The organism is Streptomyces sp. NRRL B-1347 (assembly GCF_000720325.1).
In the GTDB taxonomy this organism is placed as follows: Bacteria; Actinomycetota; Actinomycetes; order Streptomycetales; family Streptomycetaceae; genus Streptomyces.
This window is the reverse complement of record NZ_JOJM01000088.1, coordinates 1-19,910: the sequence shown is the minus strand read 5'-3', so window position 1 is coordinate 19,910 and position 19,910 is coordinate 1. Positions and strand designations below refer to the sequence as shown.

The 19,910-nt window shown below is 74.8% G+C and carries 18 protein-coding genes; 9 read left to right on the top strand and 9 right to left on the bottom strand.

Annotated elements, in window-relative coordinates:
- Nucleotides 1–291 precede the first annotated feature (291 nt).
- A complete protein-coding gene (locus IG74_RS54320) occupies nucleotides 292–3,561 on the top strand; it encodes an AfsR/SARP family transcriptional regulator (protein WP_030687741.1) in 3,270 nt (1,089 codons plus the stop codon).
- A gap of 212 nt (nucleotides 3,562–3,773) precedes the next feature.
- Here the strand turns inward: IG74_RS54320 and IG74_RS0140180 are convergent, their stop codons facing one another.
- The 5 genes from IG74_RS0140180 to IG74_RS0140160 form a co-directional block, all read right to left on the bottom strand.
- Complete coding sequence (locus tag IG74_RS0140180; RefSeq protein ID WP_051856400.1) at nucleotides 3,774–4,247, bottom strand: hypothetical protein; 474 nt, start codon at nucleotides 4,245–4,247, stop codon at nucleotides 3,774–3,776.
- Nucleotides 4,248–4,258: 11 nt separating this feature from the next.
- Nucleotides 4,259–4,666, bottom strand: coding sequence for a peptide-methionine (R)-S-oxide reductase MsrB (gene msrB, locus IG74_RS0140175; protein ID WP_030687739.1), 408 nt, complete (start codon nucleotides 4,664–4,666; stop codon nucleotides 4,259–4,261).
- A gap of 54 nt (nucleotides 4,667–4,720) precedes the next feature.
- Nucleotides 4,721–6,127 carry a UDP-N-acetylmuramate--L-alanine ligase gene (gene murC / locus IG74_RS0140170; protein WP_030687737.1) on the bottom strand — a complete coding sequence of 469 codons (1,407 nt, stop codon included), beginning with the start codon at nucleotides 6,125–6,127 and terminating at the stop codon, nucleotides 4,721–4,723.
- Nucleotides 6,128–6,320: 193 nt separating this feature from the next.
- Complete coding sequence (locus tag IG74_RS0140165) at nucleotides 6,321–6,794, bottom strand: indole-3-glycerol phosphate synthase (protein ID WP_078869470.1); 474 nt, start codon at nucleotides 6,792–6,794, stop codon at nucleotides 6,321–6,323.
- Between the two features lie 133 nt (nucleotides 6,795–6,927).
- On the bottom strand, nucleotides 6,928–7,713 hold the full coding sequence (locus IG74_RS0140160; protein WP_030687733.1) for a pyrimidine reductase family protein: 786 nt from the start codon (nucleotides 7,711–7,713) through the stop codon (nucleotides 6,928–6,930).
- A 47-nt stretch (nucleotides 7,714–7,760) separates the two neighbouring features.
- On the opposite strand from IG74_RS0140160, the gene zapE reads away from it, so the two are divergent.
- From zapE to IG74_RS0140145, 3 genes are all read left to right on the top strand, one after another.
- Nucleotides 7,761–8,855, top strand: coding sequence for a cell division protein ZapE (zapE, locus tag IG74_RS0140155; RefSeq protein ID WP_030687731.1), 1,095 nt, complete (start codon nucleotides 7,761–7,763; stop codon nucleotides 8,853–8,855).
- 55 nt (nucleotides 8,856–8,910) lie between these two features.
- A complete protein-coding gene (locus tag IG74_RS0140150) occupies nucleotides 8,911–10,317 on the top strand; it encodes an alkaline phosphatase PhoX (RefSeq protein ID WP_030687728.1) in 1,407 nt (468 codons plus the stop codon).
- 73 nt (nucleotides 10,318–10,390) lie between these two features.
- Complete coding sequence (locus IG74_RS0140145) at nucleotides 10,391–11,293, top strand: polyphosphate kinase 2 family protein (RefSeq protein ID WP_030687726.1); 903 nt, start codon at nucleotides 10,391–10,393, stop codon at nucleotides 11,291–11,293.
- Here the strand turns inward: IG74_RS0140145 and IG74_RS0140140 are convergent.
- Nucleotides 11,290–12,447, bottom strand: a complete 1,158-nt coding sequence (locus IG74_RS0140140) for a methyltransferase (RefSeq protein ID WP_051856412.1) — start codon at nucleotides 12,445–12,447, stop codon at nucleotides 11,290–11,292. The genes IG74_RS0140145 and IG74_RS0140140 overlap by 4 nt on opposite strands.
- A 165-nt stretch (nucleotides 12,448–12,612) precedes the next feature.
- Here IG74_RS0140140 and IG74_RS0140135 point away from each other — a divergent pair, with 165 nt between their 5' ends.
- Entirely contained in the window at nucleotides 12,613–13,473 is an 861-nt protein-coding gene (locus tag IG74_RS0140135; protein ID WP_030687722.1) for a polysaccharide deacetylase family protein, read from the top strand.
- A 12-nt stretch (nucleotides 13,474–13,485) separates the two neighbouring features.
- Here IG74_RS0140135 and IG74_RS52955 read toward each other — a convergent pair whose 3' ends face one another.
- Together IG74_RS52955 and IG74_RS52950 are read right to left on the bottom strand one after the other, a co-directional pair.
- Entirely contained in the window at nucleotides 13,486–14,157 is a 672-nt protein-coding gene (locus IG74_RS52955; RefSeq protein ID WP_030687719.1) for a hypothetical protein, read from the bottom strand.
- A complete protein-coding gene (locus tag IG74_RS52950; RefSeq protein WP_051856398.1) occupies nucleotides 14,154–15,044 on the bottom strand; it encodes an ABC transporter ATP-binding protein in 891 nt (296 codons plus the stop codon). The genes IG74_RS52955 and IG74_RS52950 overlap by 4 nt, the downstream gene beginning before the upstream one ends.
- Nucleotides 15,045–15,104: 60 nt before the next feature.
- Between IG74_RS52950 and IG74_RS0140120 the strand changes: the two genes are divergently transcribed.
- A complete protein-coding gene (locus IG74_RS0140120; RefSeq protein WP_030687713.1) occupies nucleotides 15,105–15,824 on the top strand; it encodes a peptidyl-tRNA hydrolase in 720 nt (239 codons plus the stop codon).
- Nucleotides 15,825–15,870: 46 nt separating this feature from the next.
- Here the strand turns inward: IG74_RS0140120 and IG74_RS0140115 are convergent, their stop codons facing one another.
- Nucleotides 15,871–16,341, bottom strand: coding sequence for a hypothetical protein (locus IG74_RS0140115; RefSeq protein WP_030687710.1), 471 nt, complete (start codon nucleotides 16,339–16,341; stop codon nucleotides 15,871–15,873).
- Nucleotides 16,342–16,596: 255 nt separating this feature from the next.
- On the opposite strand from IG74_RS0140115, the gene IG74_RS0140110 reads away from it, so the two are divergent.
- The 3 genes from IG74_RS0140110 to IG74_RS0140100 form a co-directional block, all read left to right on the top strand.
- Entirely contained in the window at nucleotides 16,597–17,361 is a 765-nt protein-coding gene (locus IG74_RS0140110; RefSeq protein WP_199818961.1) for a DUF4142 domain-containing protein, read from the top strand.
- A 114-nt stretch (nucleotides 17,362–17,475) separates the two neighbouring features.
- Complete coding sequence (locus tag IG74_RS0140105; protein WP_199818960.1) at nucleotides 17,476–18,837, top strand: DUF692 domain-containing protein; 1,362 nt, start codon at nucleotides 17,476–17,478, stop codon at nucleotides 18,835–18,837.
- 49 nt (nucleotides 18,838–18,886) lie between these two features.
- Nucleotides 18,887–19,910 (top strand): TIGR04222 domain-containing membrane protein (locus IG74_RS0140100; RefSeq protein WP_051856393.1); only part of this gene is annotated, 1,024 nt, incomplete at its 3' end.

The following is a 19,910-nucleotide window of genomic DNA, read 5'->3' as shown; positions in this document are numbered from 1 at the left end:
GCGCCGCCCGCCGGAACGGGTGTTCTCGGACGCCGACAGCGTGCCCAGGGGGCCTGGACGGTCCGCTTGCAGGAACCCTGCACTCCGTGGGCCGGTGCGGGATCCCGGGCCCGCAGGCCGGGGTCCGGTGCTGGTTTCCGGCCATGCCCCGCGCCCCATGCGCCCGCCGCGCAACTGTGCGCCTCTAGCCGCTCCCCCTGACACCGCGACAACAGTGAGCCGAGTGCCGCACACATGTGCGGGACGGTTCGCGGCGGCGCCCGCGCCGCTCGCCCACCCACGGGGGTGACGGTGGATCTACTGGCTCTGGGACCTCTCGAACTCTGGCACGACGGGCGGCATTACGAGCTCGGTTCACCGAAGGAGCGCTGCGTTCTCGCCGTTCTGGTGCACGCGTACGGTGATCCGGTCTCCGTCGAGGCGCTGATGAACCGAGTCTGGGATGACGAGCCGCCGCGCACGGCACAGGACACGCTCCAGAGCTATCTGTCGCGGCTGCGCTCCCGTCTCGGCAGGGCGGCGGGTGACCAGGCCCGCCTGGAGCGGTACGCGCCGCGCCACTACCGCCTTCGCGTCGCCCCCGACACCGTGGACCTGCAACGCCACCGGCGGCTGCGGGCCGAGGCCGCCGCGGCCGCCGGGCAGGGCCGCAGGGAGCTGGCGATCGGGCTGCTCAGGACCGCCGAGTCGCTGTGGCGCGGCGAGCCGTTGACGGAGTTCACCGGTGCGTGGGCGCGCTCGGCGCGGGCCCGGCTCCTGGAGGACCACCGTCGGGTGCGCGAGGAGCGCATCCGCCTGGAGCTCGAACTGGGGCGGCACGCCGACCTGATCGGCGAGCTGCACGAGCTGGCCACCCAGAACCCGCTGGCCCAGCAGGTGATTTCGGCGCTGATGCTGGCGCTGTACCGCTCGGGGCGGCACGACGAGGCCCTCGCCCTGTACCGCTCCACGCGCGCCCGCCTCCACGAGGGCCAGGGCATCGAGCCGGGCGCCGAGCTGCGGGAGCTGCACCGGCGCATCCTGGAACAGGACCGCACGCTGATGGAGACGGCGGCTCCCCCACGGCCCCCGGCCACCGCGGACACGTCCGCGCCGCCCACCGGTCCTCCGGCCGAGCACCCGCCCGGTGACGAGGCGCCGCGCGCCAACCTGCCCCGCGACATCAGGGACTTCACCGGCCGCGCAAGCGAACTGCGCATCCTCCTCGGCAACGCGAGCCCGGTCGGCACGCCGCCCGCGGGAGCCGCAACTCTGCCGGTCACCGTCGTGCACGGCATGCCGGGCGTCGGCAAGACGGCCCTCGCCGTCCACGCCGCGCACCGCCTCGCGGACACGTACCCGGACGGCCGCCTCTACGTCGACCTGCGCGGATACGGCACGCTTCCGCCGTACGACCCCGCCGAGGCCCTCGTCGTCCTGCTGCACGCGGCGGGCGCGACGGACGAGGCGGACGACTCCGGCGGCAAGCGAGAGACGTCACTCGACGAGCGCGTGACGCGCTGGCGCGAGTGGACGGCTCGCCGCCGCGTCCTCGTGGTCCTCGACAACGCCCGCGACGCCGACCAGGTCACGCCCCTGCTGCCCGCCACCGCATCCTGCCGGGCCATCGTGACCAGCCGCAACCGCCTCACCGGCCTGGACGGCGCAACACCCCTGTACCTGGAGGTGCTGTCCACGGCGGAGGCCGCCACGCTGTTCCAGCGCGTCGCCGGTGCCGCCCGGGTGCCCGCCGACCCCGCGGCGCTCGCACGGACGGTCGGCGCGTGCGGCTGCCATCCGCTCGCGCTCCAGCTCCTGGCGAGCCAGTTCCGGCACCGGGACGCCTGGAGTCTGGACCACCTCACCGACCGGCTCGTCCAGGCGGCCGACCCGCTGGACGAGTTCGACGGCGATACCGTGGCGTCCGCCTTCTCGCTCTCGTACACCGATCTGGCCCCGGAGGCGGCGCGGATGCTCCGCCGCCTCGCGCTGCACCCCGGCCCGGACCTCACCCCCCACTCGGCCACGGCGCTCACCGTCCACGGCGGCACACCCAGGGATCCCCGGACCCTGACGGCCCGCACCCGCAAGCTCCTCGACCACCTGCTCGACCGCAACCTCCTTGAGGAGCCGGTGACCGACCGCTACCGCCTGCACGACCTGACCCGCGCCTTCGGCCTGCGGGTGGTCACCCGCGACGAACCCCTGGCCGACCGGCGCACGGCACTCGCCCGGCTGCTCGACTGCTATCTGACCGCCGCGCACCGGGCGGTCGTCCGCACCGAGCCGCACCGCCGCGTCCTGGCGCCGGTGCCGCGCCTGACCTCCCCGTACGCACCTGAGTTCGCCGGCGCGGACGAGGCCGCCGCGTGGCTGAGCGTGGAGCGGGGCAATCTGCTCGCCGTCGCGCGCACCGCTGCCGCCGAATCACCGGAGCACGCGGTGCCCTTCCCGCACGTGCTCGCCACGCCCCTGCGGCGCTGGGGCGCGTGGGACACCGCAGCCGAGCTCTTCGAGGCGGCGGTGTCCGCGGCCCGCGCCGGCGCGGACACCGCAGCCCTCGCCAGGAGCCTGACCGAGCAGGCCGACGTACTGACCCAGAAGGACCACGGCAAGGCGCTGCATCGCGCGACCGAGGCGCTGTTCCTCTTCCATGACCTGAACGACACGCACGGCCAGGCCGACGCCCTCCTCCAGTCGGCCCGCGCCCACTTCGCCGCAGGCCGGAGAGGCGCGTGCACCCGGCTCCTTGACGCGGCGCTCCCTCTGTACGTACGAGTCCAGGACCGGTACGGGGAGGCCCAGGTGGCGAACATGCGAGGCGTGGCGCTGCACGCGGCGGGCCACCACGAGCAGGCTCTGAAGCAGTTCCGCACGGTCCTGCGCATCAACGAGTCCACGGGTCACCTCCACGGCCAGCTGCGTGCGCTCAACAACATCGGCGAGGTGCACCGCATCGACGGCCGCTATGAGGAAGCCCGCACCCACTACGAGCGCTCCTTACGTCTCGCCCAGCGCGTCGGCGGGCGCCAGGAGCACGCGAACCTGCTCACCAACCTCGGCAACGTCTGCCAGGCCACAGGCCAGTTGGAGCAGGCACTCGGCTACTTCCGTCGCGCGCTGACCAGTTACCGCGCCGCGGGTGACTCCCGGGGCGAGTCGGACACGCTCATCAGTCTGGGCTCGGCGTACGCGGCCGACCGGCGGCCGGGCGAGGCACTGTGGCACTTCGCGGAAGCCGAACGCGTCGCTCGCGGCATCGGCAGCCCCCTCGACCTCCAGTCCGCGCTCCTGGGGAGGGGCACTGCACTACGGCTCCTCGGCCGCCACGAGGCCGCACTCGACGCCCACCATGAGGCACTGCGCATGGCCCGCGAGCTCAACAGCCCCCTGGGCGCGGCCCGCGCCCTCGACGGACTGGCCCGCACGACCCTGCACACGCACAGCGCGCCCTCCGCACGGGTGTTCGCGGAGGACGCGCTGGTGTTGTACGAGCGGCTCGGATGCACGGGGCCGGCACGGGATCTCCGACGGGCCCTGAGGGAGCCGGGGTTGGCTAGAGTCCGCGCCACCACCACATGAAGATGCCGTCCTGATCCGGCTGCGGGATGGGGGTGATGGAGCCAACCTTGCATCGAGCTTTGTTCACGAACCTATTCCATCCTTCTGCGCTCAACGTACCTTTACATCCCCCGCGTTGACGTACACAGTAGCGAGCGTCAGCCACCCAAATGGGTGGTACTCATGAGTATCAAACAGCGCGTGGGCGCACGACCGGCGCAGCCGCCATCACTTCACGCGCCCCCTGCGCCCTCCGGCGGAAGCCGATCCCCGTACCCGCCCTGTGTCCACACCAGCCTGGTGAACCGCTCGGGGGTCACGGGACCCTGCCAAGGGGCCCCCTCGGGACAGAACACCGCATCGCAGCCGACGCAGTAGCGGGCGGGCAGCCAGATGCTCTCGGCGCGTGCGGCCCCCGCCCGCACTGCGCCCCTCCCCCGCAGGTCGTCACGTACGACGACGCACGTCACCACAGCGATCACTGCGGTGAGAGCGAGAGCACCGACCACGTACAGGGGCTTGCCCTGGTCCGCCCCCATGGCGGCCCAGCCGAGCGTGAGCGCCACCAGGACGAGGCCCTCGACGGCGTGCAGCAGCGCCACACGGCCCAGGAGCGGCGCCTTGCTCAGGCGGCGGCGCAGGTCCTTGCGGCCGACGGCCTCGGGAACCGGGACGGCGCCGGGCCCGCCGCACCCGGGGCAGTTCACGCGGGCCCCGGTCAGTCCTCGTCGGGAGTCAGCCGCAGCGAGATGGAGTTGATGCAGTAGCGCTGGTCCGTCGGGGTCGGGTAGCCCTCGCCCTCGAAGACGTGGCCGAGGTGGGAGCCGCAGCGGGCGCAGCGGACCTCCGTGCGGACCATTCCGTGCGAGGTGTCCTTCAGGAGCTCCACGGCGTCGCTGTCCTTGGGGTCGAAGAAGCTCGGCCAGCCGCAGTGGGACTCGAACTTCTCGCCGGACGTGAACAGCTCGGCGCCGCACGCCCGGCAGGAGTAGACACCCTTGGTCTTGGTGTCCGTGTACTCGCCACGGAAGGCGGGCTCGGTGCCTGCCTGGCGCAGGACGGCGTACTCCGCGGGGGTCAGCTCCGCACGCCACTGCTCGTCGGGCTTCTCGACGTCGTACGACATGGAACGCATCCCCTTTACGTGAAGTACGTGAAGTACGCGATGTGCGCGGTGGCGCTACGTGGCCGGCTGGGCCAGCCGGTCCAGGATCCGCGGGCCGAGGTCGGTGACGTCGCCCGCTCCCATGGTGAGAACGAGATCACCGGGGCGTGCCATTCCCGCGATCAGCTCCGGCGCGCTCTCCTTGTCCTGCGCGGCCCGCACGTCGGCGTCCGCGGCCCGGGCGGCGTCGATGATGAGCGCGCTGGTCACGCCGGGGATCGGGTCCTCGCGTGCGGGGTAGATGTCGAGGACGACGGAGGCGTCGGCGAGTGCCAGGGCCGCGCCCATCTCGCGGCCCAGCTCCTGGGTGCGGGAGAACAGGTGCGGCTGGAAGAGGACGAGGAGGCGGGCGTCCGCCGCCGCGCCGCGCATCGCCTCCAGGTCGGCGGTCATCTCCGTCGGGTGGTGCGCGTAGCTGTCGATGACCTGGACGCCGCGCGCCTCGCCCTTGAGCTGGAGGCGGCGCTTGACGCCGGTGTACGCGGCCAGGGCGGGGGCCAGCTCCGCGGCGGGGATGCCGAGGGCGACGCCCGCGGCGAGCGCGGCGACCGCGTTGTGCGCGTAGTGGCGGCCGGGCACGGACACGGCGAAGCGCAGCTCGGTGCCGTCGAGGACGACGGTCACCTCGCTCTTGAGGCCCTGGGGGGTCACGTCGGTGATGCGCACGTCGGCGTCGGCGGACTCGCCGTAGGTGACGATCCGCAGGTCCGTGCCGCGCTTGGCGAGGCGCCGGGTCAGCTCCCGGGCCCCGTCGTGGTCGGCGGCGACGACCAGGGTGCCGCCGGGGACGATCTTGTCGGCGAACGTCTCGAAGGACTCGTAGATCTCGTCCATGGAGGCGTAGTTGGCGTGGTGGTCCAGCTCCACGTTGAGGACGATGGCGACCTCGGGCGCGTACTTGTGGAAGCTGCGGTCGCTTTCGTCCGCCTCGGCGACGAAGATCTCGCCGGTGCCGTGGTCCGCGTTGGAGCCGGGGGCGTCCAGGTCGCCGCCGATGGCGTACGAGGGGTGCAGGCCGAGCGCGGAGAGGCTCACGGCGAGCATGGAGGTCGTCGTGGTCTTGCCGTGGGTGCCCGCGACGGCGAGCGGGCGCAGGCCGTCCATCAGCGCGGCGAGCGCGTCCGAGCGGTGCACGACGGGGATGCCGAGCTCCGCGGCGCGGGCCAGCTCCGGGTTGTCGGCGCGGATCGCCGAGGAGACGACGACGCAGCTGGCGTCGTCCGCCAGGTGCTCGGCGGCGTGCCCGATGTGCACCGTCACGCCGAGGTCGCGCAGGGCCGCGGCGGTCGCGGAGTCCCGGGCGTCGCTGCCCGCGACCCGGGCGCCGCGCTGGGCGAGGATCTTCGCGATGCCCGACATTCCGGCGCCGCCGATGCCGATGAAGTGCGGTCGGGGCATGGCGGAGGGGAGGCCGGGTGCCATCTTCTCTCCCGAGAGGTGTGACGGTGACATGAGCGTCCCCACCCTATCCGCCCCACCGGGAGCCCACCGGGAGCCCACCGAGAGCCCACCGGGACCCCGTCTGGACCGCACGTGACCCCACCCGGACCCCACCCGGACCCCACCGTGACCGCACCGGTCGCTCCCGCGCCCGCCGCTTCCCGCCGCTCCCCGCCTACTTCTCGCTGTGCGAGAAGAGCTTCAGGACGGGCACCCCGACCTTGTGCCGGGCCCGGGAAGCCCAGTCGCGGTGGAAGAACTCTTCCACGTAGTGGGGGTCGGTGAGGACGATGACCTCGTCGGCGCCCGCCGCGTCGACGAGCTCGCGCAGGGCGTCCAGCGGGTGGTCCTCGATGAGCTTGCCCTCGGCAGCGCTGCCCGCCGCCCGCAGGGCGGTGAGGGACACCTGGAGGGCCTGCTCGCCGGGGCCGACGGCCTCGTCGCCCTCGGGCACGCTCCCCTCGCGCACGGCCTCGTCGAGCTCGCCGAGCGCCACGTCGTCGATCGCCCGCAGCAGCCGGTCCGCCTGGTCCCCGCGCGGCTGCAGGAGCACGTGGAAGGTGACCGGCTCGTCGCCGTGCAAGGTGGTGACGAACTCCACGTCGGCGGACGTCAGGGCCTTCTCGATCATCAATACGCTTGTGAACACGACAGGCGCCCTTCTCCTCCGTGGGCCGTGGACAAGGCCCCTGCGGAAACCATCCTGCCCCGTGCCGAGACGGGGGCTGCGCACTTTAGTGTGCCCCGCCGAAGCGAAACGGAACGGTGGATTCCGCTGATTCTCAGGACCGACGGTATCGGGTGAAGAGGAACCCGGCCTCTTCCAGTACGGACGCCAGTACGAACCGCTCGGGCACGGCCACACCGGGCCCGCCCGCGATCCGCTGCGCCCCGCCCGCGGTGAGCATCGGGGACACCGTCAGACACAGCTCGTCGAGCACGCCCGCCGCCACGAACTGGCCGAGGAGGCGCGGCCCGCCCTCGGTGAGCAGCCGTGCGAAGCCCCGCTCGGCGAGCTCCGCGACCACCCGGGCGGGCTCCGCCCCCGCCCCCTCGCCGGCGAGCACGACCTCCGCCCCCGCCTTGCGCGCGGCCTCGACCCGGTCCGGGGCCGCCGCGGCCCCGGTCACCAGGAGCGTCGGCGTCAGCGGCGCGGTGAACAGCGGCAGGGTGAAGTCCAGGTCGAGGCTCGCGCTGAGCACGACCACGGCGGGCGCGGGCGGCTGCCCCGCGGCGGCGCGGCGGGCCGCGAAGGCCTCCCGCGCCCGGGCCGGGCGGTAACCCTCCTGGCGTACGGTCTCGGCCCCGACCACGACGGCGTCCGCGAGGCCCCGGAGGGTGCCGAAGATCCGCATGTCGGCGGCGCCGGAGATGGGCTGGGAGCGGCCGTCGTGCTGGGCCGCCCCGTCGAGCGTGGAGACCATGTTGGCGCGCAGCCAGGGCCCCTCCCGGTCCGGGTAGGCGTAGGCCTCGGCCAGCTCGTCGAGCGTCCACTCGCGAGCGACGGCAGAACCCGGCATTCCGGCGGTTTCGGATGTCTGATCGGTCACAGGGAACAGGCGTCGCATGCCCGGCAGTCTTACACGCCTCCTACGCGGGCCTAGAGTGGATAGACGTGTCAGCCTCCACCGCTGCCTCCGGGCAGAGCCCCATACCCGAAGCGGGCCCCCTCTCCTTGTGCGCCCGCGAGCCGCACGTGCCCGCGGACCGCCTCGTCGCCGAGATGGTGCCGCCGCCGCGCTTCGACTCGGTCCGCTTCGATACGTACATCCCGGACCCGAAGCAGCCGAGCCAGACCGAGGCCGTCGGGGTCCTGAGCTCCTTCGCCGGCGGGCTCGGCGGGGCCCACGCGAGCGGCTCGGGCAAGCGCCGGTGGTTCGGGCGGGCCAAGCAGGCCGCGCCCTCCGGTCCGCGCGGGGTCTATCTGGACGGCGGCTACGGCGTCGGCAAGACCCATCTGCTCGCGTCCCTGTGGCACGCCACCCCCGCGGAGCCGTCGCTGAAGGCGTTCGGCACCTTCGTGGAGCTGACGAACCTGGTCGGCGCGCTCGGCTTCCAGCAGACGGTCACGACCCTCAGCGGGCACCGGCTGCTGTGCATCGACGAGTTCGAGCTGGACGACCCGGGCGACACGGTCCTGGTGTCCTCGCTGCTCCGCAAGCTCGTCGAGGCGGGCGTCGCGCTCGCCGCGACCTCCAACACGCTGCCGGGCAAGCTGGGCGAGGGCCGGTTCGCCGCCGTCGACTTCCTGCGCGAGATCCAGGGCCTGTCCGCGCACTTCAAGACGTTGCGCATCGACGGCGACGACTACCGCCACCGCGGTCTGCCCGAGGCCCCCGCGCCGTACACGGACGAGGAGGTCACCAAGGCCGCGTACGCGACCGCGGGCGCGAGCCTGGACGACTTCCCGCAGCTGCTCGACCACCTGGCGCGCGTCCACCCGAGCCGGTACGGCGCCCTCACCGACGGCCTCGGGGCGGTCTGCCTCACCGACGTCACGCCGGTGCCGGACCAGTCGACGGCGCTGCGCCTCGTGGTGCTCGCCGACCGGCTCTACGACCGCGAGGTGCCGGTGCTCGCCTCCGGCGTCCCCTTCGACCGGCTGTTCGGCGATGACATGCTCAACGGCGGCTACCGAAAGAAGTACTTCCGGGCGATTTCGCGGCTGACGGCGCTGGCACGCGACGCCAAGGGTCTCGTTAACGCCTGAGACGCGTGGTACACACAAACGGGTCATGTCCTGTCCGCCAGCAGGAGGTTGCCCCATGTCCGGAACACGATCCAGCGCGACCAGACGTCAAGTGCTCGCCCGCACCGGAGCCTTGGGGGCGTCGATCGCCTTCACCGGCGCCCTGTCGGAGCTGTTCGCGGGCACGGCCACCGCGGCCGCCCAGGGCAGGGCGGGCTACGGCCCGCTCGTGCCCGACCCGAACGGGCTCCTCGACCTGCCCGAGGGCTTCCGCTACAAGGTCCTGTCCCGCGAGGGCGACCCGCTGCGCTCCGGCGAGGGCAGGGTGCCGAGCAACCACGACGGCATGGCCGCCTTCCGCGGCCGCCGCGGCGGCGTCCACCTGGTGCGCAACCACGAGAACCGCGTCACCGCGAAGATCGGCGTGCCGACCGTCGAAGGCCTGACGTACGACCCGGCCGCGAAGGGCGGCTGTACGGCGCTCGCCCTCGACCGCGACGACGACGTGCTCGGCGAGCGCGTCGCCATCGCGGGCACCGCCGTCAACTGCGCGGGCGGCCCGACCCCCTGGGGCACCTGGCTGACCTGCGAGGAGACCGAGGACAAGGCCGGGACGAACGGCTACACCAAGGACCACGGCTTCATCTTCGAGGTCGACCCCGTCGACCCGCGCCGCACCGGGGCCGTCCCGCTGACGGCCATGGGCCGCTTCCAGCACGAGGCGATCGCCGTCGATCCGTGGCGCGGTGTGGTGTACGAGACGGAGGACGCCTTCCAGAAGCCGTTCGGCCTGTTCTACCGCTTCCTGCCGGAGCGGCCCGGGGGCGGCAGGGGCTCCCTGCGGGCGGGCGGCCGCCTCCAGGCGATGCGCGTGCCCGGCCTGCCCGACCTGTCGGCGGTCCAGGAGACCGGCGCGTCCTTCGGCGGGGTCGAGTGGGTCGACGTGCCCGACCCGCTCGCGGTGTCCACGCCGATCCGCAACCAGGACTTCGGCCCGAAGGGCATCACGCACGCGCAGAAGCTGGAGGGCTGCTACTGGGGCGGCCGCTGCGTCTACTTCGTGTCCAGCTTCGCGCGCAGCGCGGAGGGCTCGGCGGGCGACCACTACGGCCAGGTCTGGCGCTACGACCCCGCGCGCCGCTGCCTCACCCTCGTGATCGTCTTCGGCCCGGACACCGACATCCAGCTGCCCGGCGAGTCCCCCGACAACATCTGCCTGACGCCCAGCGGCGGCCTCATGGTGTGCGAGGACGGCGACGGGGCGCAGCACGTGTACGGCGTCACGCGCGGCGGCCGCGTGTACGCGATGGCCCGCAACGCCCAGGCGATCACATCAGCCGCTGCCGCGGCGGGCGGCACCCCCCAGGACCCCGCGTGGGGCGAGTTCGCGGGCGTCACCTTCTCCCCCGACCACCGCACGATGTACGTGAACTGCTACACGCCGGGGACGACGTTCGCGGTGACGGGGCCCTGGCACAAGTAGTGCCCGCGCCGCACGGGTAGCGCCCGTTCCTCCCCCGGCGCACGATCGGGGGAGGAACCGGAAGGGGTGCGCGGTGGCGAAGTCCAGGAAGCCGAAGAAGCCCGGGAAGGCCCGGGGGGCCGGGGAGCCGGAGACCACGGCCCGCCTCTCGGACCTGCTGCGGATCCCCGAGGGCGACCGGATCTCCCTGGCCTCGTACGACGCGCGGGCCACTCCCGGGGGACCGCCGGGCAAGGCGGAGGGGCTCCTGGCGACCGCCCGTCTGGGTGAACGGCTCGGGGACCTCCAGGAGCGCCTGTACGCGGCCAGCACGCAAGGGGACCGGCGGCGCCTCCTGCTGGTCCTCCAGGGAATGGACACCAGCGGCAAGGGCGGCACCGTCAAGCACGTCATCGGCCTGTTCAACCCGTCCGGCTGCCGCATCACGGCGTTCAAGGCGCCCACCCCCGAGGAGCTGGACCACCCGTTCCTGTGGCGGATCACGAAGGCGCTGCCCCGGCCGGGCGAGATCGCCATCTTCGACCGCTCCCACTACGAGGACGTCCTCATCGCCCGCGTCCGCGAACTGGTCCCGCGCAGCCAGCTGGGCCGCCGCTACGGCCAGATCAACCGCTTCGAGCAGTCCCTCGCCGACGACGGCGTGACGGTCCTGAAGTGCTTCCTGCACGTCTCGTACGAGGAGCAGCGCGGCCGCCTCCTGGAGCGCCTCGACAACCCCGAGAAGCACTGGAAGTTCAACCCCGGCGACATCGCCGAGCGCGCGCTGTGGCCCGCCTACCAGGAGGCGTACGAGCTGGCCCTGGAGCGCTGCTCGACGCCGTCGGCCCCCTGGTACCTGATCCCCGCCGACCGCAAGTGGTACCGCAACTGGGCGATCAGCACGCTCCTCCTGGAGCACCTGGAGGCGCTCGGCCCGCGGTACCCGGAGGCGGACTTCGACGTGGCGGAGTGCCGCAGACAGCTGCTGGCCGGCTAGTCGGCGGGGGCGAGCCGCCACAGGGAGGTGACCTCGGCGGCGCGGGCCGTGTGCAGCGGGTCGCCGGGGTCCGACGCGCGCGGGTGCCGGGGCTTGGCGTCGTGCCGGTCGACAACGCGGAGCCCGGCCGCGTCGAACGCGTCGAGGAGCTCCTGCCGGCCGCGCAGGCCCAGGTGCTCGGCCAGGTCGGAGATGATCAGCCAGCCCTCGCCCCACGGCTCCAGGTGCTCGGCGAGCCCGGCGAGGAACGCCTTCAGCATGGCGCTGTCCGGGTCGTACACGCCCTGCTCCACGGCGGAGGTCGGGCGGGCCGGGAGCCAGGGCGGGTTGCACACCACGAGCGCGGCGCGGCCCTGCGGGTACAGGGCGCCGCCGTCGACGACCTCGACGCGGTCGGCGAGGCCGAGCCGCTCCACGTTGTCCCGGGCGCAGACGAGGGCGCGGGGGCTGCTGTCGGTGGCGACGACGCGGCCGACGCCGCGGTGGGCGAGGACGGCGGCGAGCACGCCGGTGCCGGTGCCGAGGTCGAAGGCGGTGCCGTCGCCGAGGCGGGCGGGCGCGGGCAGCGGGGCCGTGGCCACCAGGTCCACGTACTCGCCCCGGATCGGGGAGAACACGCCGTAGTGCGGGTGGATGCGGCCGCCCGCGGCCGGCATCTCCACGCCCTTCTTGCGCCACTCGTGGGCGCCGATCACGCCCAGCAGCTCGCGCAGCGACACGGCCGTGCGCCCCTGCGGCGGGCCGTACGCCTCCGCGCAGGCCTGGCGCACGTCCGGGGCGCGGCGCAGGTCCAGGGCGTGGTCCTCCTCCAGGACCACGAGGAGCATGCCGAGCACCCGGGCCCGGTGGCCGCGGGACTGGCGGTGCCGGTGGAACGTCTCCGCGGGGGTCGACCCGGGCTTCGGGGCGAGCCGGTCCAGGCGCCGCCCCAGGGCCTTCAGGAGCTGGCGCGCGCCCTGGTAGTCGCCGCGCCACAGCAGCGCGGTGCCCTCGCAGACCAGGCGGTAGGCCTTGTCGGCCTTCAGCCGGTCGTCCGCGACGACCACCCTCTTGGGGGCGGGCATGCCGCTCTCGGAGTGCCAGCGGGCACTGCGGGCGGCCCCTGGCTCGGCCCCCGCGGGCTCGGTCCAGCCGATGACCGGCACCTCAGGCATCTCGGACATGAATGCCTCGTCAACTCCTCGGGATCCCCTGAGCGCCGATGGGCGCCCCCAGGACGATGACACACCGTGCCCACCAGGCCAAACGGCCTCGCGACGACACCTTCAGACTTACCCGTCTTACCCGATTTACCGCTTGTATGCGGATACCGTCCCCATGTGATCACTCGTACTCGGAGCTGGACCGCCCTCCTCGTCCTCGCCGCGGCCGCCCTGACGGCCTGCGGCACCGCCCCCGGCACCCCCGCGGCCGCCCCCGCGCCCGACAGGACCGCCGCCCCCGCCGCCGGGCGGAGCGCCGCCCCGCCCACGCTCGCCCCGGGACCGCAGGGCCTCACCCCGGTGTTCAGCAAGGCGCCGGGCCGCCGCGATGCGCCCACCGTGGCCCTCACCTTCGACGCCGACATGACCGCGGACCAGGGTCCCCGCGCCACCGCGGGCGAGCGGTTCGACAACCCCGCCCTGGTGGCGACGCTGCGCCGCCTCAAGGTCCCGGCGACGTTCTTCATGACGGGCCGCTGGGCCGAGGAGTACCCGGCCCAGGCCCGGGACATCGGCCGGGACCCCCTCTTCGAGGTGGCCAACCACTCGTACAGCCACTACGCCTTCACCGCGGACTGCTACGGCCTGCCCACGCTGCCGCGCGAGCGCATGCGCGCCGACGTGGAGCGCGCCTTCGCCGCCTTCCGGCGGGCGGGCGTCACCCGGGCCGTGCCGTACTTCCGCTTCCCCGGCGGCTGCTACGACCGGGCCGCGCTGCGCGCCCTGGCCCCGGGCGGGGTCACCGCGGTGCAGTGGGACGTGGTGAGCGGCGACGCCTTCGCGACGGACCCGGACGCGGTGGCGCGGCAGGTCCTGCGGGCGGTGCGCCCCGGTTCGGTCGTCGTCATGCACTGCACGCGCAGCGCGGCCCCGGCCACGGAGCGCGCGCTTCGCCGGATCGTCCCGGAGCTCCGCGAGCGCGGGTTCCGCCTGGTCCGCGTGTCGGAGCAGATCGGTGCCGCCCGGAGCCAGGGCTGAGGGGCGCCGGGGTCACTCCCGGCGCGCGCAGAGCCCGCACGCGAGGGCCACCGCCGCCGCGGCGAGGGCGAGGGCCGCCGCGACCGCGCCCACCGGCAGCGGCACCGCGCCCTCGCGCGAACCGCGGGTGAGGTCGGTGAGCACCGACTTGGCGGGCGATCCCGTGGTCACCAGGGCGAGCAGGCCGACGAGCAGCAGGGCCGGGACGGCCCGCCCCGGCGAGCGCAGCAGCGGCCTGCTGGTGAGGGCCCCGACGGCCGTGCCGAGCAGGGCGCTGACCAGCATCGCGAGCAGCCCCGCCGCGGCGGCGGGGCCGCGTGCCACGGCGGTCTGGTGGTCGGTGCTCGCCGCGTCGCTGATGACGGCGACGGCCGCGGCGGCCGCCGCCCCCAGGGCGCTCGCCGCGAGGAAGGCGGTGAGCAGCGCGGCGAGGTGCGCGCGGCCGGGTCCCGCGGCCGCCGCGGTGCAACCGCGCGCCGCCGGCGGTTCGTTGGTGACGCAGATCCGTACGAGCCAGGCCGTCACGGGCAGCAGGGCCGCCGCCGCGTACGCGAGCGAGTCGAGCACGGGCTGCCCGCCCTGCACGCCGACGGCGAGGAACACCGCGTAGAGGATGACCGGCGCGAGCCAGCGCTGGGAGCGAAGCAGCAGGGCCGTCTGGTACCGGAGCAGGGCCGTCGTCATCGCTTCTCCTCCGTGCCGCGGACGCCGACGACGTGCCAGGGCGGGCTCGCCGTCAGGAGCTCGCGCAGGACCAGGTCCGAGTGCGGCGCCGCGACGAGCAGGCGCCGGGTGTCCGCCTCAGGGCCCGGTGCCGCCGTCCCCGGCAGGCCCGGCGGAAGGCGCGCGCCGAGCGGGCCGCGCACCTCGATGACCACGGTGGGGCCCGCGGCCGCCGGGGCCGACGCGGCCTGCTCCGCGAGGCGGTTCACCCCCGTACCGGAGATCTCGTACGTCTCGTCGGCGAGCCCCGCGAGCCGTCGCGGGTCGTGGTCGACGAAGACGACGGCGCCGCCGGTGGCCGTGTGCTCGGCGACGGCGCGGTCGAGGACGTCGCGGGCGGCGGCGTCCAGGCCCGTCCAGGCCTCGTCGAGGACGAGCAGCCCCGGTTCGGCGAGCAGGGCCTGGGCGACGGCGACCTTCTGGCTGCTGCCCTTGGAGAGTTCGGGCAGGGGGGTGCCCGCGTGGCCCGCGGCGCCGAAGCGTTCGAGCCACTCGTGCGCGCGCCGGGCCGCGGCCGCGCCGGTCAGGCCGTGCACGCGGCCCATGTGCGTGAGGTAGCCGGCGGCGGTGAACGGCAGGGCGGCCGGGAAGCGTTCGGGGACGTAGGCGGTGCGGGGGCGGCCGTGGACGCCGCCCTCGGTCGGGGCGTCGATGCGGGCGATGAGCCGCAGGAGCGTCGACTTGCCGGTGCCGTTCGCGCCCTGGACGCGGGTCAGGGCCCCGGCGCGCACGCCGAGGCTGACGCCGCGCAGCACCCAGGGGCCGCGCAGGCCGTAGCGGCGTCCGGCGCCGTGCAGTCGTATCGCGGCGTCCGTGCTGTCCCCGCCGCTGTCTCCCGTGCGTCCCATGCGCCTCATCCTCGCGCACCGGCCCCGGGCGGTCTCCGGCGTCCCTGGCAGACTGGATGAGTGAGTGCTTACGAACCCCAGGTCGACAGTCCCTTCCGTGCCGAGCCGAGCGCGCGCGACGAGGCGCCGCAGTTCGTGCTGCCCCTGGTGGCCCGCATCGAGCGGGCGGCTCCCCCGGCGCGTACGGACGCTCTGGAGACGGCGGCGCGCGCGGTCCTGACGATCCTCAGCGACGAGCGCTCCCTCGGCGAGGGCGCGTGGGCACCGGCGATGCGGGACTGGCAGGACGCCCGCATCCGCAAGGTGGTGCGCAGGGCGCGCGGCGCGGAGTGGCGCCGCGCGGAGGCCCTCGACGGCATCACGGTCGCGGGCAAGTCGGCGGAGGTCCGCGTCTATCCGCCGGTCCCGCTGGACGGCTGGCCCAAGGACCTGGCCCGCCTCCAGGTGTCGGGCACGGACCTGGAGGACCCGGAGCCGCCCGTGGGCCCGGAGCCGGGCACGCCGGTGCTGTGGCTGAGCCCCGATGTGACGATGTCGGCGGGCAAGGCGATGGCGCAGGCGGGCCACGGCGCGCAGCTCGCCTGGTGGGACCTGACGGCGGCGGACCGGACGGCGTGGCGCGACGCCGGTTTCCCCCTCGCGGTACGGACCGCGCCGGCGTCCCGCTGGCGGGAGTTGACCCTGAGCGGCCTGCCGGTGGTGCGGGACGCGGGCTACACGGAGATCGCCCCCGGGTCGTGCACGGTGGTCGCCGACCACCCCGCGCTGCGGGGCGCCTGACCGGCGCGGCGGGGCCCGCTCGCGGGGACGGGCCCCCGGCGCCCGGCTATCCGGTGCTGTCCGTGCCCTCGTACGCCGACAGGGCCACCTGTCGCTTCTCGAAGAGGACGCGCATCGTGTCGTCGTCCACGCGGTCGTGCGCGAGGGCGATGGCCGCCTCGTCCTGCACCGCCGCCCAGGCCTTGCGGGCGCGCTTGTTGGCGACGCGCCGGGTGTCGCTGCGCAGGAAGCCCGCCCCGGCGGCGAGGCCCGCGGAGAACAGCGCGAGGAAGGCCGCGGGCACCCGCGCGTCCGCCGTGGCGAGGCCCGCCGCGCCGGAGACCCCGGCGAGCAGGGCGGCGGGGAAGCCGAGGACGACGTCGACGACCGCCCACCACAGCGCCCTGCGGTCCGCGCGCCGCACCCGCAGCGTCGCCTCGTCGCGCAGCCGCACGGCCTCGGCGCGCAGGGGGCAGTCCGGCCCCCGCGGGCCGCTGGCACGGAGGACGGCGCTCGGTTCGCCGGGCGTGTCGGCCATGCGTCAGATTCCAGCCGAGCGCCCCGGAGCGGCACGAGTGCGACCGGGCACGAAAGACCGCGACCGCGCTTGTCGAGTTCCCACAGGCTCCGGGGCCGCGGCCCGACCGCACCCCGGGACGGCGCGTGACTCCCGTCACAGCCGGGCCCAGTCGTGAACACCTCCCCCACCCCTCCCGTACCTTCCCGTACCACCAAGTGGCTTGGTCAGCAGTTCTGTTGCGGCCCGGGAGGCACCTTGCGGCGCACTATGCCCATCAGGCACATCAACGGCACGGCCCTGATCATCGCGGCCCTCGTCGTCACCGTGGGGGCGCTCGCCTTCCCCGTGTGGTCGTACGCCGACCGCTCCGGCACGGGTGAGGCGAACCTCAACGCCGGGAGCGTGTCGACGCGTTGGGGCCCCCTGTCGGCCGCCGACCGGGACTTCCTCGTGAAGGTGCGGCTCGCCGGGCTCTGGGAGCTGCCCGCCGGGCAGCAGGCCGTGGAGCGCGCGCCCACCAAGGCCATCAAGGAGGCCGGGGACCATCTGATCGTCGGGCACACCGACCTCGACGAGCGGGTGCGCGGCGTCGCCGCGCAGCTGAACGTGGAGCTGCCCAACCAGCCGACCGAGCAACAGCAGGGCTGGCTCAAGGAGTTGACCGAGGCGAGCGGCGAGACGTACCAGCGCAAGTTCGCGAACCTGCTGCGCGTCGCGCACGGCAAGGTCTTCAGCGTGGTCGCGCAGGTGCGGGACAGCACCCGCAACTCGCTGGTGCGCCAGCTCGCGTCGGACGCCAACCAGACCGTCCTCGACCACATCACCATGCTGGAGGGCACCGGCCTCGTCGACTTCGACGCGATCGCCAACGGCAACGCCTCGACGGCCACGGCCAGCCCCACCGGACCGCCGCCGCCCGGCGGCACGCCTCCGGAGCCGGTCCCCGCCGGTCCCAGCGACGACGTCTCCGGTACCTCACGGCCCTCCCCCGGGGCCCCCGGCACCGTCAACACCGACCGGCCCGAACCTCAAATGTAGCTCTGAATCCGCTGATCAGAAGGTTCGGGCGGCCCTGTCGGGGTCATGACTCCGGCGTCGAAGGAGGATGCAAAGGCGCGTCACGAGAACGAGGAAAGACACCCGGGGGGAATCATGGTGCGGTTGGGTACGGGGATCGGCTGGCGGCCGGAGATCGCGGACGCCGTGGAGCGCATGCCCGGCATCGACTGGGTCGAGGTCGTGGCGGAGAACGTCTGCCCGGGGCACCTGCCCGCGTCCCTGACGCGGCTGCGCGAGCGCGGCGTCACGGTCGTGCCGCACGGCGTCTCGCTGGGGCTCGGCGGCGCCGACCGGCCCGACGAGGCGCGGCTCGCCGCGCTCGCGGAGCGCGCCGACGCCCTGGGCGCGCCGCTGGTGACCGAGCACATCGCCTTCGTACGGGCCGGGGGGCCGCTCACCGTCTCGCCGCCGCTCGAAGCGGGGCATCTGCTTCCGGTGCCGCGCACCCGGGACGCGCTCGCCGTGCTGTGCGAGAACGTCCGGATCGCGCAGGACGCCCTGCCCGTGCCGCTGGCCGTGGAGAACATCGCGGCCCTGATCTCCTGGCCGGGCGAGGAGATGACGGAGGGGCAGTTCCTCTACGAGCTGGTGGAGCGGACCGGCGTACGGCTGCTCATCGACGTCGCGAACCTGCACACCAACCACGTCAACCGCGCCGAGGACCCGGCCAAGGCCCTCGCCGAGCTGCCCGTGGAGGCGCTTGCGTACGTGCACGTGGCGGGCGGCTTCGAGCGGGACGGCGTCTGGCACGACAGCCACGCGCACCCCGTGCCGCAGCCGGTCCTCGACATCCTCGCGGACCTGGCCGCGCGCACGGACCCGCCGGGCGTGCTCCTGGAGCGGGACGAGAACTTCCCCGAGCCGGGCGAGCTCGAACGCGAACTGGACGCGATCCGCGCCACGGTGGCGACGGCGGCGGCCACCGCGGACCCCGCCACCCGGGCCGTCGCCACCGAAGCCCCCGCCGCCCGGACCCCCGCCACCGAGGCCCCGCAGGTCCCGGGGCCCGCGGACGCCGAGGTCCTCGCCACCGCCCGCGAGCGCGTGGCCCTCGCCCAGGCGTCCCTGCTGTCCGCGCTCGTCGCGGGAACGCCCGCGCCCGAGGGCTTCGACCGAGGGCGGCTCCGGGTGCAGAGCCGGGCGCTCGCCGCCAAGCGGGCCGACGTCGTGGCGAAGGTCGCACCGGAGCTGCCGGAGATCCTCGGGGACGCGTACCGCGACGAGTTCCGCGCGTACGCCGCGGGGCGCCCGATGACGGCGGGCTACCGCAGGGACGCGCTGACCTTCGCCGAGCACCTGCTGCTCGCGGGCCGCCCCGAGGACGCCGCGGCCCGCGGCCGCCTCACCCACTGGTGGCTGGACCGCTCGGGGCCGCGCCCGCTGGACGGGCGTCCGGTGACGCGCTGGCTGCGCACGGCACGGCTCGCGCTGCGCCGGAGCCGGCCGCTCCGCTGACGCGGCGCCCCGCACCGACGACGCACCACCGCACATCGGGGGATCAACCATGCACCGCTCCGACCACACCCAGCTGCTGCAGACGGCCCTGCCCGACGCGGCCGCCGAGGCCGTCGCCGTCTGCTACTTCCTGCTCGTCGCCGCCTCGTGCGCCGCCGTCGTCGCCGGGGTCTTCGTGACCCGGCGGCGCCCGGCGCGGGTCCGCGCGGACCCGCCGCACGGTTCGTTCAACGACGCGTACGAGGCCGCCTTCCTCGCGGGCGGGCCCGGCCGGGCCGCCGACGCCGCGCTCGCCGCCCTGCACGAGGACGGCCGCCTCACGGTCGCGCACCCGGGCGTCGTCGGCGTCGCCCCAGGGGCCGCGGCCCGGCACCCGGTGGAGGCCGCGGTGCTCGCCACCTACGCCGCCGCGCCCAGCGGCGCCCTGCACTGGCTGCGCGCCGCGGTGATGCGCGCCCCGGCCGTGCAGGCGCTCGGGGACGGGCTCGCCGCCCGGGGCCTGATGGTGCCGCCGGGACCGCTGCTGCCCTGGCGGCGCCGGATCACCGCGCATCTGGTCCTGTGCGTCGCGGGCGTGCCGCTCGGCCTGGTGCTTGCCGCGACGTCCTCGACCGCGCGTGCCGACTCCGCGTACTCGGACGTCCAGCTGGCCCTCGTGGTCCTGCTCGGCGGCGGCGTCGGCGTGCTCTGCTCCCGCGTGGCCAGGGACCGGGCGACCGCGCGCGGCCGCTTCGCGCTGCGCCTGCACCGCGTCCGCACCCGCAAGGCGGCAGGGGGCGCCGCGCACGCGGTCGCCGTGCGCGGTCTGCGCGGCGTGGCGGACGCCGAGCTGCGCAAGCAACTGGCGCAGGCGCGGCGGCTGCGGGTCGGCCATCAGCCGACGGTGCCCGTCGCCGCCTCCGGCGCGCGGCCGGGGGACGCCGCCGTCTGGACCGGCGCCCCGGTCGGCTGGTGCGCGGGCGGCACCGGCTGCGGCGGGTCGAGCTGCGGCACCGCGAACCGCGACGGCGAGGGGGACGGCCGGAGCGGTTCCGGCTGCGGCAGCGGCGGGTCCGGCTGCGGCGGTGGGGGCG